Annotated in this window: 11 protein-coding genes; all 11 read left to right on the top strand. The window is 38.2% G+C overall.

Annotated features, from left to right (window positions below; genetic code table 11):
• The first annotated feature begins 223 nt into the window (after positions 1 to 223).
• The 11 genes from HNQ80_RS23245 (at position 224) to HNQ80_RS23195 (ending at position 13735) form a co-directional block, all read left to right on the top strand.
• Entirely contained in the window at positions 224 to 736 is a 513-nt protein-coding gene (locus HNQ80_RS23245; protein ID WP_184313204.1) for a GNAT family N-acetyltransferase, read from the top strand.
• 641 nt (positions 737 to 1377) lie between these two features.
• Complete coding sequence (locus HNQ80_RS23240; protein WP_184313202.1) at positions 1378 to 1515, top strand: hypothetical protein; 138 nt, start codon at positions 1378 to 1380, stop codon at positions 1513 to 1515.
• A gap of 123 nt (positions 1516 to 1638) precedes the next feature.
• Positions 1639 to 2988, top strand: coding sequence for a sodium:solute symporter family protein (locus HNQ80_RS23235; protein ID WP_330603000.1), 1350 nt, complete (start codon positions 1639 to 1641; stop codon positions 2986 to 2988).
• The gene (locus tag HNQ80_RS23230) at positions 2945 to 4756 is read left to right on the top strand and encodes a sensor histidine kinase (protein WP_184313198.1); all 1812 of its coding nucleotides are present in this window, start codon (positions 2945 to 2947) and stop codon (positions 4754 to 4756) included. Before HNQ80_RS23235 ends, HNQ80_RS23230 begins: the two co-directional genes overlap by 44 nt.
• On the top strand, positions 4728 to 6110 hold the full coding sequence (locus HNQ80_RS23225; protein WP_184313196.1) for a sigma-54-dependent transcriptional regulator: 1383 nt from the start codon (positions 4728 to 4730) through the stop codon (positions 6108 to 6110). The genes HNQ80_RS23230 and HNQ80_RS23225 overlap by 29 nt, the downstream gene beginning before the upstream one ends.
• A gap of 172 nt (positions 6111 to 6282) precedes the next feature.
• Complete coding sequence (locus tag HNQ80_RS23220; RefSeq protein ID WP_184313194.1) at positions 6283 to 7053, top strand: LamB/YcsF family protein; 771 nt, start codon at positions 6283 to 6285, stop codon at positions 7051 to 7053.
• Positions 7054 to 7066: 13 nt separating this feature from the next.
• Positions 7067 to 8299, top strand: a complete 1233-nt coding sequence (locus tag HNQ80_RS23215) for an NRAMP family divalent metal transporter (RefSeq protein WP_207727170.1) — start codon at positions 7067 to 7069, stop codon at positions 8297 to 8299.
• 91 nt (positions 8300 to 8390) lie between these two features.
• The gene (gene pxpB, locus HNQ80_RS23210) at positions 8391 to 9131 is read left to right on the top strand and encodes a 5-oxoprolinase subunit PxpB (RefSeq protein ID WP_184313192.1); all 741 of its coding nucleotides are present in this window, start codon (positions 8391 to 8393) and stop codon (positions 9129 to 9131) included.
• Between the two features lies 1 nt (position 9132).
• On the top strand, positions 9133 to 10164 hold the full coding sequence (locus tag HNQ80_RS23205; protein WP_184313190.1) for a 5-oxoprolinase subunit C family protein: 1032 nt from the start codon (positions 9133 to 9135) through the stop codon (positions 10162 to 10164).
• 488 nt (positions 10165 to 10652) lie between these two features.
• On the top strand, positions 10653 to 11357 hold the full coding sequence (locus tag HNQ80_RS23200) for an ABC transporter ATP-binding protein (protein ID WP_184313188.1): 705 nt from the start codon (positions 10653 to 10655) through the stop codon (positions 11355 to 11357).
• The gene (locus tag HNQ80_RS23195; RefSeq protein WP_184313186.1) at positions 11357 to 13735 is read left to right on the top strand and encodes an ABC transporter permease; all 2379 of its coding nucleotides are present in this window, start codon (positions 11357 to 11359) and stop codon (positions 13733 to 13735) included. The genes HNQ80_RS23200 and HNQ80_RS23195 overlap by 1 nt, the downstream gene beginning before the upstream one ends.
• Positions 13736 to 13756 lie beyond the last annotated feature (21 nt).

The raw sequence follows: 13756 nt of genomic DNA, 5'->3' as shown, positions 1-13756 counted from the left end.
ATTTATATACCCACTGACATGATTATTCGGACTTTTTTAAGATAGAAAATGGATAATCCATCTAACTATATATTACAAGGGAACGCCCCTTGTGGCGTTCCGATTACGGGCAGACAATGATTCAGAACGGTTGCCTACGATATGTCGCATTCTTCATATATTGTGTCGTAACTGTGGATTATTGCGAATCAAAAATCATTTATGCGATGTATAGGAGGCTTATATGATTATACGGCAAGAACGACCCACCGATTATAATGAAGTTTATGAACTTGTGAAAAAATCTTTTGCTACATCAACTAATGAAGGAGAATGGGATTATTTGAATGAGGTGAGAAAAAAAGATACCTTTATTCCTGAACTTTCATTGGTTACAGAGAATGAAGATGGAAAATTAATAGGTCAAATCGTTTTATATAAAACAAACATTACAACATCTGATAATGTTTATACTGAACTCTTATTATCTCCAATAAGTGTTCATCCCGATTTTTTCCGCAAGGGGATTGCTCGTACAATGATGATGGAAGCTTTTCGAATTGCAAAAAGTATGAAATATACATCTGTATTCCTTTGTGGAGGACCAGAATTTTATCATAAGTTTGGTTTTAAACCATCTTACGAATATGGAATATTCCACATTGCTGACAAAACAAAAAAAGCTGAATGGTGCATGGCTCTTGAATTGATACCTGGTGCTTTAGCAAATAAAGCTGGAACTATTAACATACAATAGTTCGGATAACAGGCATAATGTAAGATAAAGTTATTTCACCATATTTATCTAATATGCAATAATAGGTCTAGGCGTCGACGAGGCGACGGTACGGCGGCGAAGTGGCGACAACAACTAGAAACAATCAACAATCACTAATCACAAAAGAGAAAAGGGTGCTTAAAAAATCAAGCATAACGACAACCAAGTGAAAGTACCCGAAAACAGATATAATCAACCTCGAACAACTCGAAATCGTGTGTACTAGAGATAGTACCGTGGGTTCAAATCCCACTCTCTCCGCCAGTGAAAGCAAGGACTGTAGGGTTTCTCCTATAGTCTTTTTTCATGGACTTTTACAGCAAAATAGGAGAAGAAAGCGACGATTTGGTGTCATAATGGGAAAAAGAGATGGAATTAGAGGTGAAGTAGGAAAAAATAGTAGAAAAGTTTTAGGGTTTCGTAGTGTAGATTTCGAGAATCACAATATTAAGGTAGACTGAACTCATTCAAAGATCAAATGGGATATGCTAATTATTTGATTAGATATTAAAAATTCAGACAATATGATAAAATATTCTTTGTACCCTAGATGAATTAGGATGCATACACATTTTAATTCATCAGAAGCCAATATATCTCTTAGAAAGCGAGGGAACGAGATGAATAGTGATCTGCTTTTCTTCGGGATTCCAGCAGAGACAATGCTTATAGTAGGTGGACTGTTTATTATTTCAGCGCTATCGCCTACACTGGTAGCACTTATTTTGAAACACAAGAAGGTGTTCAAAGATGAATAAAGCAATTGTTTATCTTATGTACTTTACTCTCTATACCATTATATTACTATGGTATGGCAAAGGGGGATTTAAGAAGACCAATAATATAAGAGACTTCTTTGTTGCCGGAAATAGCTTAGGTTTATTACCAAGCATACGGCCACATGGTTTAGCGCTGCTTCTATGCAGGGACTCTCAGGATCTTTATATGCATATGGGTATTCTGCGGTATTATATGCAGTCGTCCCATGGTTCTTCGGGGCTGCATTTTTAGTTGTGATCGCTCCAAGGCTAAAAGAATATGATATTTTAACGGTACCAGAATATTTTAGAATCCGATATGACAGTAAGATGCTGCAGGCCATGGGAGGCTGCATTATTGTTTTTAGCTATACCTTCTGCATGATTATTCAGATTAGAGGATTCGGGGTTGTAATGTCGGAGCTTTTAGATATCAATTATACTTTAGCAATCATTTTGGTGTACTTATTTATTATTTATACAACATTTGGAGGATTATTTTCCGTCACAAAAACAGATGGATTGAATTTTATTCTAATTGTCTTAGGTACTGCCCTAGCAGCAGGGCTTATTTTTAATCATGCTGATGGAATCATGATACTACATAAGAAAGCCGCACTCATTTCTACGAGACCATTTCCTGAATTTCCATTTATAACGGAGAAAGGAGCACTCCTGGACCCTTTTTCAAAAGGGATGTATCCACCTATGATGGTTCTAACAGGATTTTGTGGATGGGGGCTGGGTCTGGCTGCAAATCCTCAATATGCTATGCGCATCACATCTGCGAGAAATAAAGAAACTGCTGTAAAGATGATATGCTTTTCTGTTCTAATCCTATCTATCGTTTATGTAGGAATATTTATTATAGGTATTGGATCAAGAGTACTACAGCCGTCGATTGCTCATATTCAGTCGACAGATGAGGTTTTTCCATATATCATTAACAAGGTAATTTATTCCCGCTTAAGCGGATTTATTTTAATCAGTATTACAGCAGCGGCTGTTTCAACGGCGAATTCACAATTGCTTATTCTATCAAGTGGATTTACTTATGACATATTTAAGAATCTGACAAATGCTGAAATAGATGATGATAGATTCATCAATTTTAATCGCCTATTTATTTTAATCGCAGGAACAATCTCCCTAATACTTTCGATTAGTCCGCCAAAGAGCTTGTTGGTCTATGGTAGCCATATATGGGGAGTTTTTTCTGTTACCTTTTTACTGCCTTTATATGGAGGCTTGTTTTGGAAAAAAGCAACGAAGGAAGGTGCCATATCTTCTTTTATAGGAGGTTTGGTAGTGATGATCATATGGTTATTTAAATATAAGATTACGGGTATAAATGAGCACATGATTCATCCTGCTTTCCCTGGTGTAGTTGCTTCCATTTTTTTATTTTACGGAGTTAGCAGATATACTTATGACAGAAAAGGTGATGACATTGAAGTTAGATTTAGAAAATAAAATCTTAATCCCTTTTATGATACTGGTCATACTTTCAATCGCTAGTTTGGGTATCGTATCCTATTGGAACGGCTATCAATTGTTGCTCGATAATCAAAAAAGGTATATGGAAGAGAATATAAAAGAAACGATGTATTTTATTAAAAATATAAATGAAGAAGTAAATACAGGGAGAATTTCTCTAGAAAGAGCAAAGAAGGAAGTTATCGCATACTATGAGGAGCTAGAACAACCAGGACTAGTAATCATTGAAAACAAAGGAATTCTTCTCAGTCACTTTAATCGGGCAGATATACTAATGAAAAACATAGAGGAGGAACGATCCCAAGGATATAATAAAATTATAGAAAAGGATCATATGCTATTTACGTATACAGCCTATATTCCATGGGGATGGACCCTTGGTTATGCTATAAACAAGAGCATTTTTTCAGAGGAGTTGATAGGAACTCAGAAGTATACCTTGCTGGTAACAATTATTTCCTTAGTAATTTCCATGCAAGCTACCATATTGATTGCTTATAATATTTCAAAACCTATCAAGCTGCTGGCAGATGTATGTAATAGAATTGCTAGAGGAAATTTAAAAGAGAAGATTTATATTAAGCGTACAGATGAAATAGGTATGCTGGCTGATTCTTTTAATAATATGATCGAAAAGTTGCAGTTGAATACAGCAAAGCTAGTGGAAATTATGCAGTTTAATGAAGATATTTTGAGAAATGTTTCTACTGGAATTATTACGGTGGATGAAGATGGCAATATTGTATCAATGAACCAGCCTGCAGAGAGAATGTTAAAATGTCAGATGAGGAATCATGAAGAAAATCAAGACATAGAAGAGACTTTAATCAAGCAGTTAAAAGAGACACTGATGCTAGGTAAAAACATAAATAACATATATGTTTTTCAGAAGGGGTTTCCTAACGATAAGATATATATAGATGTAACAACATCGCTGCTAAGGACACAAGAGCAAAAAGTGAGCGGTGCTATATGTAATTTTAATGATATTACGGAGAGACGGAAGATTGAAACGGAAATTGAAAGAGTAAATCGCCTAACTTCTGTGGGACAGTTAGCAGCAGGGCTAGCCCATGAAATACGAAATCCATTGGCTGGTATGAAAATGAGCGTTCAAGTGTTGAAAAAAAGATTATGTACGTCAGAAGAAGAAGTAAATCAAGAGCTTTTTAACGGGGTGCTGTATGAGATTGATCGATTGAACAATTTAATAACAGAATTACTTGATTTTGCTAAACCGCGGATACCGAAATATGAAATAGTAGATATTACAGAAATCTTAAATCGATCCCTTCATTTGATCAAAAAAGAAGCTTCTGAAAAACAAATCAAGATAAATAAGATAATAAATGCTAAAGAAATATATGTGCTCATTGACAAAGGCCAAATTGAACAAGTATTCTTAAATATTGTTACCAATGCACTCAGAGCAATGGAAATGGACGGGATATTGAATATCAAATTAGACAATATCCTTAGCGAAAAAGGCAAGTTTGTTACGATTGAATTTCAGGATAATGGATGTGGCATTAGCGCAGAGGACATGGAAAAGATATTTAACCCTTTTTTTACAACCTATCCACAAGGCGTAGGCCTAGGTTTATCTGTAGTGCACAAGCTGATTGTTGAAAATCATGGAGAGATAGAGGTTGAAAGCGTATTAAACAGAGGAACAACATTTAAAATAAGATTTCCAATAGATGGTGGTGATGCAAATGAAGAAGCGCATACTCATTATAGATGATGAAAAAGTACTATGTATGTCCCTGAAAGAAGGGTTAAAGGATTTTGGATATGATGTAGATACAGCGTGTACCGGGACAGAAGGAATTAAAAAACTTCTTGATTTTAAGCCTCAGATTATATTCTTAGATATGAGGCTATCAGAAGAAAATGGGCTGGAGGTAATAAAAAAGGTCAAAGCTATCGATAAGGAAGTAGAAGTGATTATGATGACGGCCTACGGAGATACCAAAACAGCAGTAACGGCTATAAAAAATGGTGCCTTTGACTATATTCACAAACCTTTTGATCTCGAGGAGATTCAGTTTCTCATATCAAAGGCATTGAAGAATTTTGAAATGCAGAAGAAAATTTATCTGCTAGAAAAAGAAAAGCAGGAAAATAGGCCTTTTATGATCAGCAATCACCCAAAGATGCGGGAAATACAAGATAAGGTTGAAATCCTTTCCCAAAATGACAAGGTAACTGTACTCATACGAGGAGAAACTGGAACAGGAAAAGAATTGGTAGCTTCGGCAATACATAATCATAGTGTCCGAAAGGATGCTTCCATGCTAAAGATTAATTGTGGAGCCATTCCACAGCATCTTGTAGAAAGTGAGCTGTTTGGGTTTGAGAAAAATGCCTTTACTGGAGCTGGAGCTCGAAAAAAGGGTCTTTTCGAACTGGCGGATGGAGGGACAGTTTTTTTAGATGAGGTTGGAGAACTACCCCTGGAAATGCAGGCCAAATTACTTCGGTTCTTAGAAGAACAGAAATTCAAGAGAATTGGTGGGCTTGTGGACATTGAAGTAGATATAAGAATAATTGCTGCCACGAATAAGGATTTAGAAAAGGCTGTACAGCAAAAAGAATTTAGAGAAGATTTATATTATCGGTTGAATGTTGTACCAATACATCTTCCGCCCTTGCGTGAAAGGGGAGGAGACATTTTATTATTAGCGGAGCACTTTCTAAATGTATATAATCAAAAATTCGGAAAAGCTATTAAAGGAATTACGCAAAGTGCCAAAGAACAATTATTAAACTATGCTTGGAAGGGGAATGTCAGAGAACTAAAGAATGTAATAGAAAGAATTGTCATCCTGTATAGAGATGATTTTATTGATTCATATCATTTACCGCTGGAGATCTCACAGCAACCCCTAAATGTCCGAACGAATACGCTGCCAGAAGATACGTTCAAACATCGACTCATAAAGGAAAAATTTTCTTTAGATGAAGAGATCCAAAGGATGGAGAAGGCATATATCGAATTAGCATTAGAGCTTTCTCAAGACAACTATTCAAAGGCATCTCAACTATTAGGAATTAGTCGATTTGCTTTAAAGAGAAAGCTAGAAAAATATTTCTGAATCTTAAAAAGACAATAAGAGTAAGAGCGATTTCGCAAATACGTGCGGAATCGCTCTTTAATTTGTGCGAAAATGAACAATGCTTTTCGAGAAAGATGGATCTTTCAATGTTCTGAATATTGGCATCATTTTTGCTATAAACATCAGGGTAAATATTTGGGAGGTGGAAAATATGTATAGCGTAGATCTAAATAGTGATTTAGGAGAGAGTTTTGGAAGTTATAAGATTGGGTTAGATGAAGAGGTGATTCAGTTTGTAACCTCTGCAAACGTTGCCACAGGGTGGCATGCAGGGGATCCTCTTGTGATGGAAAGAACAGTACAAATGGCAAAAAAATATGGTGTTGGAATTGGGGCCCACCCTGGATACCCAGACTTAATGGGATTCGGAAGAAGAAATATAGCGGTTACGCCAAAGGAAGCCAAGGCATATACCAAGTATCAGTTGGGCGCTCTGATGGCTTTTGTAGTGTCCCATGGAGAAAAGATACAGCACGTGAAACCTCATGGGGCAATGTATAATATGGCTGCAAAAGACTATCTTTTAGCAAGGGCAATCGCAGAAGCCATTTATGAAGTTGACAAGGAGATTATCTTATTAGGACTTGCAAACAGCGAGATGATAAAAGCTGGAAAAGAAGTGGGACTACAGGTAATCAGTGAGGTTTTCGCAGATAGAGCATACAATGCAGATGGAACTTTGGTAGCAAGAAATATTGAGGGTGCAGTGATCCATGATACAGAGTTAGCCATATCAAGAGTCGTAAGAATGGTAAAAGAGGGTAAAGTGACAGCGATAACAGGTGAAGATATTGAAATTACTGCACAATCCATATGTGTCCATGGTGATAATCCAGAAGCCGTGGAATTTGTGAAAAGAATCCGTCATACGCTGGAAGTCGAAGGCATTAAAGTTACTAAATTCTCAAATTTTATTAAATAGGAGGAATATAGAAATGGAAGTATCAAAGGAGATGCTAAAAAAAAGCGGAAATGGGCAAAGAAAAAATCTAGGCGCAATTCTAGGGGCAGCATTTATTATGGCAACATCAGCAATTGGACCCGGCTTCTTAACGCAAACAGCTCAATTTACGGCTGAGTTTGCTGCAAGTTTTGCATTTGTTATTTTAATTTCTATCATTTTAGATATTGGAGCCCAAGTAAATGTTTGGCGAGTGATCGGTGTATCAGGTATGAGAGGACAAGATATTGCAAATAAGGTAGTCCCAGGGATGGGATACTTTGTTGCTATCCTTGTGGCGTTAGGCGGATTAGCTTTTAATATTGGAAATGTTGGAGGAGCAGCTCTAGGTATAAATGTATTATTTGGAATAGACGTAAAGCTAGCAGCAATCATAAGTGGTATTATTGGTATTCTTGTTTTTTTATCTAAGGATGCAGGTTCGGTCATTGACAGATTTGTGAAAATCTTAGGAGGCTTGATGATTGCCATTGTAGCCTATGTTGCATTCGCAACAAAACCGCCCGTTGGAGAAGCAATTTATAGAAGTGTGGCCCCAGAGAATGTAAATGTGTTAATTTTCCCAATCATCACCTTATTGGGAGGCACTGTGGGAGGGTACATAACCTTTGCAGGGGGACACAGACTGATTGATGCAGGTATTACAGGTGAAGAAAATTTAAAGGAAATTACAAAGGGCTCTATTATGGGAATTGTTATTGCGTCCATTATGAGAGTACTCCTATTCTTGGCGGTATTAGGGGTTGTGAGCAAAGGATTTCAATTAGATGCATCAAATCCTGCAGCGTCTGCATTTCAACATGGTGCTGGAACCATTGGATATAAATTCTTTGGTATCGTTTTATGGGCAGCGGCAATTACCTCGATCATTGGGGCAGCCTATACTTCTGTATCGTTCTTAAAAACATTACATCCGTTTATTGAAAAAAATGAGAAATACTTCATTATGGCATTTATCATTGCTTCTACATTTATTATGGCTGTACTAGGAAAACCCGCTAAATTATTAATCTTAGCAGGATCCTTAAATGGTTTGATTCTGCCTATTACGATTGGAACGATTCTTTTAGCAGCAAGAAGAAAAGATATTGTAGGCGACACCTATAAGCATCCTACTTGGTTACTCGTATTTGGTGCAGTCATTGTTATCGTAGCTGGATATGCGGGTATTACTGCCCTAAAGAGTATGACTATGTTAGTACATTAGCAGGTAAGGTATCTAAGTAATTTTATAGACAAAGTGAATAGCTAGGTATGTTCTATTTTGCTCATAGGAAAGCACTGAAGGGGGCAATACAATGTATAAAGAGACAAAATATTTAGTAGCTGGAGATAAGGCTTTGGTGTTAGAGTTTGGAAATATGATCTCAGAAGAAATCAATAGCAAAGTTCGGGGGATGATGATTGCTATAAAGCAGAGGGATATGCAGGGAATTATCGAGATGATTCCTACCTATCGATCATTAATGGTACAGTATAATCCCAGTCAAATCAATTATCAGGATTTAGTAGAAAAACTACGGTATATCGAACGAGAATTAAATACGGTAGAAATCCCTGCTCCTAAGGTAATTGAAATTCCTATCGTATATGGCGGAACTTATGGGCCAGATATTGAGAATGTGGCACGGCACAATGGATTGTCTATTGAGGAAGTAATTGATATTCACACCGCAAGGGAATATCTCATTTATATGCTTGGATTTACACCTGGGTTTCCATATTTGGGGGGAATGGATGAAAGAATAGCTACACCCAGATTGAAAGAACCAAGAACAAAAATTAGCGGTGGTTCGGTAGGAATAGCAGGAAATCAGACGGGAATATACCCAATCGATAGTCCAGGAGGATGGCAATTGATTGGAAAGACCCCTTTAAAGCTATATGAAGCGAAAAGAGAGCGGCCCATTCTTCTGGATCCAGGAGATTATATAAAATTTGTTAGCATTACGGAAAAGGAATATATTCAAATAGAAAAAGCGGTGGAAGAAGGGAATTATCAGTGCCGGACTATAGGAAAGAAAGGAGTGCTGGAGTAGGATGGGAGAAATAAAAATTATAAATCCAGGACTTTTAACGTTGATAGAAGATGCAGGAAGATATGGCTATCAACAATTTGGTGTTCCTGTGGCAGGGGTGATGGACAGCTTTTCCCATCGAGTAGGGAATATCTTGGTTGGCAATGAAGAGAGCGAGGCAGTGCTAGAGGCAACCATGATAGGACCGCAGATCGAATTCGCGCATGAAGGAGTTATTGCAATTACAGGTGGCGATTTATCTCCACTTATAAATGGGGAACCTATTGAAATGTGGAAGAGCATCTATGTGAAAGCAGGGGATAGACTTACATTTGGTGGATCAAAAAATGGGTGTAGGAGCTATATTGCATTAGCTGGAGGAATTGATGTACCTTTGGTCATGGGAAGCAAGTCTACTTATACAAAGGCCAAGATAGGTGGTTATGAAGGAAGAACATTAAAAACAGGAGATATTATAAAGATTGGAAAGCCTGGACATGCTTTGTCTACCTTGAAGGGGAGAAAGGTACCTAGTCAGTATATACCCCAATATACAAATTTGATGACTGTAAGGGTTGTGCTAGGACCTCAGGATGACCTCTTTACTGCTGATGGGATCAGAACCTTCTTTTCCAGCCAATATACTGTAACCAATGAGTGTGATCGAATGGGTTTTAGACTGGATGGCCCAGAAATCGAACATGTAGACGGAGGCGATATTATTTCTGACGGTATTGCGTTTGGGGCGATTCAAATTCCTGGGCATGGAAAACCTATCATTATGATGGCAGATCGACAAACTACAGGGGGATATACAAAAATCGGAAATGCCATATGGGGAGACTTAGGAAAGCTTGCTCAATCTAAGCCTAATGACAAGATTGAATTTATCCAGACAACAGTAACGGAAGCACATCAAGTACTAAGAGAGATGGAGGAGCAGATTGCTTCCATAAAGAAGGCGTGTACTGCAAGGCAAGTGATCGGTACAAGGCAATTTCAATTAAAAGTAAATGGAAAAGCATATGAAGTTCGTGTTGAAGAGATAAGATAGATAATAAATATCTATGTGGAGTCCTGTTCTCCTTGGATTTCAAAGAGAACAGGATCTTTATTTTTGGAGGGGGAGCCAATTATCTGCAGGTCATTGCAGCACATTTTTAGGAAATATCCTGTCTCCAGTAAAAGCAAACATTACGCGGTATGCAAAAGATTATCTGTGGAGTAGTTATAATCAGTATATATCTGCGTATCAAGAACAAAGCTTCTATATAGACGATCAATTACTTAAATCATATCTTTCAAGAATGAAGGATCTTGAAGATTGTTTGAATGCTCAGACTGCGATAGCAGTCGTCGAAGGGAACCTAGGGTTCCCTAGCGAAAGCGCCCTTAGGCGCTTTTTTTATTGATTATATAGGATTTACTTAAAAAAATAGCATGTCTCTGACCACATGGTCATTGACTGGAAATAAGGAGAAGATATATAATAATCATATAATGACCATGTGGTCAGAGTGTGATATAAGGGGGCGAGGCCAAATGAAACCAATTATTACAATTAAGGATGTCGTAAAGGAATATGTAATGGGAGAAGTAAAAATCAGGGCTGCCAATGGCATATCTTTTGAAGTTGCTCAAGGAGAGCTGGTAGTTGTGTTGGGACCCAGCGGAGCGGGCAAAAGCACCGTATTGAATATTTTAGGCGGTATGGATTTCCCTACCTCTGGAGAGGTTTGGGTTGATGGGAAAGACATAGCAAAGTTAAACCAGAGTGATTTGACGATGTACAGAAGAAAGCACATCGGATTTGTATTTCAGTTCTATAATCTGATGCCGAATCTGACTGCTTTGGAGAATGTGGAACTTGCAGCCCAAATCTGTGATAATCCCCTAGATGCCGTATCGGTGTTAAAGGAGGTAGGACTAGGAGAAAGAATGGCTAATTTTCCGGCTCAACTCTCTGGTGGAGAACAGCAGCGGGTTTCTATTGCCAGAGCGATTGCCAAAAATCCTACCCTGCTTCTATGTGATGAGCCCACGGGTGCCCTGGATTACATGACTGGAAAAGCCATCTTGAAGCTGCTCAGAGACGTAAACCAACAATTCAAAAAGACGGTGATGATTATTACCCATAATAGTCCTATTGCACAAATGGCGGATAAGGTTGTAAGAATCAAAAACGGAAAAGTAGAGGCCGTTGAATTGAATGAGAACCCCATGCCGATAGAAAGGATTGAATGGTAATGTGGATCTTTTTAAAAAAGTTTTACAGAGATCTTGGAGAATCAAAGGGGCAGTTTATATCTGTTTTAGCGGTGGTTATTATTGGCGTGATGTTTTATACCGGATTGAATTCAGCGTTGGAGAACCTTTCTGAGTCGGGCAACAAGCACTTTAAGGATTATCGGCTTGCGGATCTATGGAGTTCCGTATATCGAGCGCCTGAGGGCGTCATGAAACGGATAGAGACGATTCCAGGCGTACAGATGGCCATTGGAAGAATTGTTCGGGATGTAAGGATTAGTATGCCAGAAAAGGAAGCAACGGTTAGACTTATTTCTCTTCCCGATGAAAAGAGCATTATCGTTAATGATATCCAATTAAAATCTGGCAGCTATTTTTCCATGGATGCAAGCAATCAATGCATCGTATCTGAATCCTTTTTTAAAGCCAATAGATTATCAATTGGTCAAACTATTGAACCCATCATCAACGGGGATCGGCTGAAACTGAAGGTGGTGGGTACAGCCAAAAGCCCTGAATATGTATTAGAACTGCGGGATGGAAGTGAAATGATACCTGACCCTACAAGGTTTGGCGTCATCTACGTAAAAAAATCCTACTTGCAAAGCATTCTGGATTTCAAAGGCTCGATAAATGACATCAATGTGCTTTTAAACCAGGAAGGGGATATCAAGAAGGTTAAGGATGAACTGAAAAGAATACTGAAACCGTATGGAGTGATCAGCACCATCGAAAGAAAGGATCAGATCAGTTACAGTACATTTGATGCAGATGTAACCTCTTTAAAGTCCATGGCGGCAGTTTTTCCCATGCTCTTTTTCATTGCTTCAGCGGTGATTATTTATATTACCATGACGAGGATGATTGAGAACCAACGGACACAGATGGGGGTCCTGAAAGCTTTGGGCTACAGCAATTTGGATATTATGCTCCACTATCAGACCTATCCTTTGCTGGTTGGTATACTTGGAAGTATTACTGGGTCAATAATGGGAGTCTTTATCGTAGGCAGCGGGTTGCTCAATTTATTTAACATGATGTATAGCCTTCCTATCAAAGAAACTACAATCCATGGGTCACTGGTACTGCCGGCTGCCTCACTGGCATTGCTCTTCTGTATAGCAGCGGGTTATAATGCATGCAGAAAAGAGCTGTATCTAGTTCCAGCCCAGTCTATGAGACAGAAACCCCCTGCTTCTGGTAAGAAAATGTTTTTAGAAAATATCTCGCTGCTTTGGGAAAGGATTAATTTCAGCTGGAAAATCATCTTGCGGAACCTTTTTCGGTATAAGAAGCGGTCTGCAATGGCTTCCGTAGGAATCATTTTTTCAATGGCCCTGCTTTTGGTGGCATTTGGATTAAAGAATTCGATAGATGACTTAATGCGCGTACAATTTTCTGAAATACAAAAATACGATATAAAGATCAGTTTTTCAAAAATCATGAATTCGGATGAGCTCAGTTTTATACGAAGCATTGACCATATCCAGTCCATTGAACCGATACTGGAGAGTGGTATGGAGATCACAAACGGCTGGATGAAGAAAGATATCGGTCTCATTGCATTAGAAAAAAATTCAACTCTATATGGTGTCCTTGACAAGGATGGTAAACCTGTAGCGCTTCCGCAAGAAGGGATTTTGCTTCCAGAGCGGTTGTTGAATACCTTAGACTTGCAGATTGGGGAGAAGGCATATCTTCGATCCTTTTATCCCGGAAAGAATGAAGAGAAGGATAAAAAAGAGGTCAACGTAAAAGGTGTCATAGCCCAGTATACAGGTCAAAGCGCCATATGCAGCGCAGATTATCTAGATTATTTACTGAAGGAAGGACTTGTCACCAATGCTGCCTATATTACCCTGGAAAACCCAGAATATGAGAAAGAAGTCATCGATCAATTAAGGGATATACTGACGATTAGTACCATTCAGTCCAAATCGGAGGTGGTAGCCAATAATGAGAAGATGCTGGAGTCGATGAATTCCGTCATTGTCTTTATGATTCTTGGTGCGGGGATTCTAGCCTTTGCGGTTATTTATAATATAGCGAATATCAATATTTTTGAGCGCCGAAGAGAAATTGCAACCTTATCTGTACTAGGGTTTATCGCAGGAGAATTGAAAAGTGTGGTATTTAACGAGAATTTCTTTATCAGTTCTTTTGGGATTATAGCTGGAATCCCTCTGGGGAGATTCCTTTTGGAGATTGTGATTAAAATGCAGACGACGGACAATATGCAGCTGCCCGTTGTTCTCAATTTATCTAGTTATTGGATGGCAGCACTGTTGATCACTATTTTTACAGCAACGGCAAATTTATTACTCACAAAAAAGATCATATCCATCAATATGGTTGAATCTCTAAAAAGTGCAGAGTAACAGAAAAAATTATTTTGAGCA

The organism is Anaerosolibacter carboniphilus, assembly GCF_014205875.1.
GTDB lineage: Bacteria > Bacillota > Clostridia > Peptostreptococcales > Thermotaleaceae > Anaerosolibacter > Anaerosolibacter carboniphilus.
Note: the sequence above shows the minus strand (reverse complement) of the source record. Positions and strands in the feature narration are given on the sequence as shown.

Excerpts from the sequence above, each read along its gene's own strand:
- HNQ80_RS23245 (WP_184313204.1), top strand. The coding sequence starts at position 224 with ATGATTATACGGCAAGAACGACCCACCGATTATAATGAAGTTTATGAA.
- HNQ80_RS23240 (WP_184313202.1), top strand. The coding sequence starts at position 1,378 with ATGAATAGTGATCTGCTTTTCTTCGGGATTCCAGCAGAGACAATGCTT.
- HNQ80_RS23230 (WP_184313198.1), top strand. The coding sequence starts at position 2,945 with ATGACAGAAAAGGTGATGACATTGAAGTTAGATTTAGAAAATAAAATC.
- HNQ80_RS23225 (WP_184313196.1), top strand. The coding sequence starts at position 4,728 with ATGAAGAAGCGCATACTCATTATAGATGATGAAAAAGTACTATGTATG.
- HNQ80_RS23220 (WP_184313194.1), top strand. The coding sequence starts at position 6,283 with ATGTATAGCGTAGATCTAAATAGTGATTTAGGAGAGAGTTTTGGAAGT.
- HNQ80_RS23215 (WP_207727170.1), top strand. The coding sequence starts at position 7,067 with ATGGAAGTATCAAAGGAGATGCTAAAAAAAAGCGGAAATGGGCAAAGA.
- pxpB (WP_184313192.1), top strand. The coding sequence starts at position 8,391 with ATGTATAAAGAGACAAAATATTTAGTAGCTGGAGATAAGGCTTTGGTG.
- HNQ80_RS23205 (WP_184313190.1), top strand. The coding sequence starts at position 9,133 with ATGGGAGAAATAAAAATTATAAATCCAGGACTTTTAACGTTGATAGAA.
- HNQ80_RS23200 (WP_184313188.1), top strand. The coding sequence starts at position 10,653 with ATGAAACCAATTATTACAATTAAGGATGTCGTAAAGGAATATGTAATG.
- HNQ80_RS23195 (WP_184313186.1), top strand. The coding sequence starts at position 11,357 with ATGTGGATCTTTTTAAAAAAGTTTTACAGAGATCTTGGAGAATCAAAG.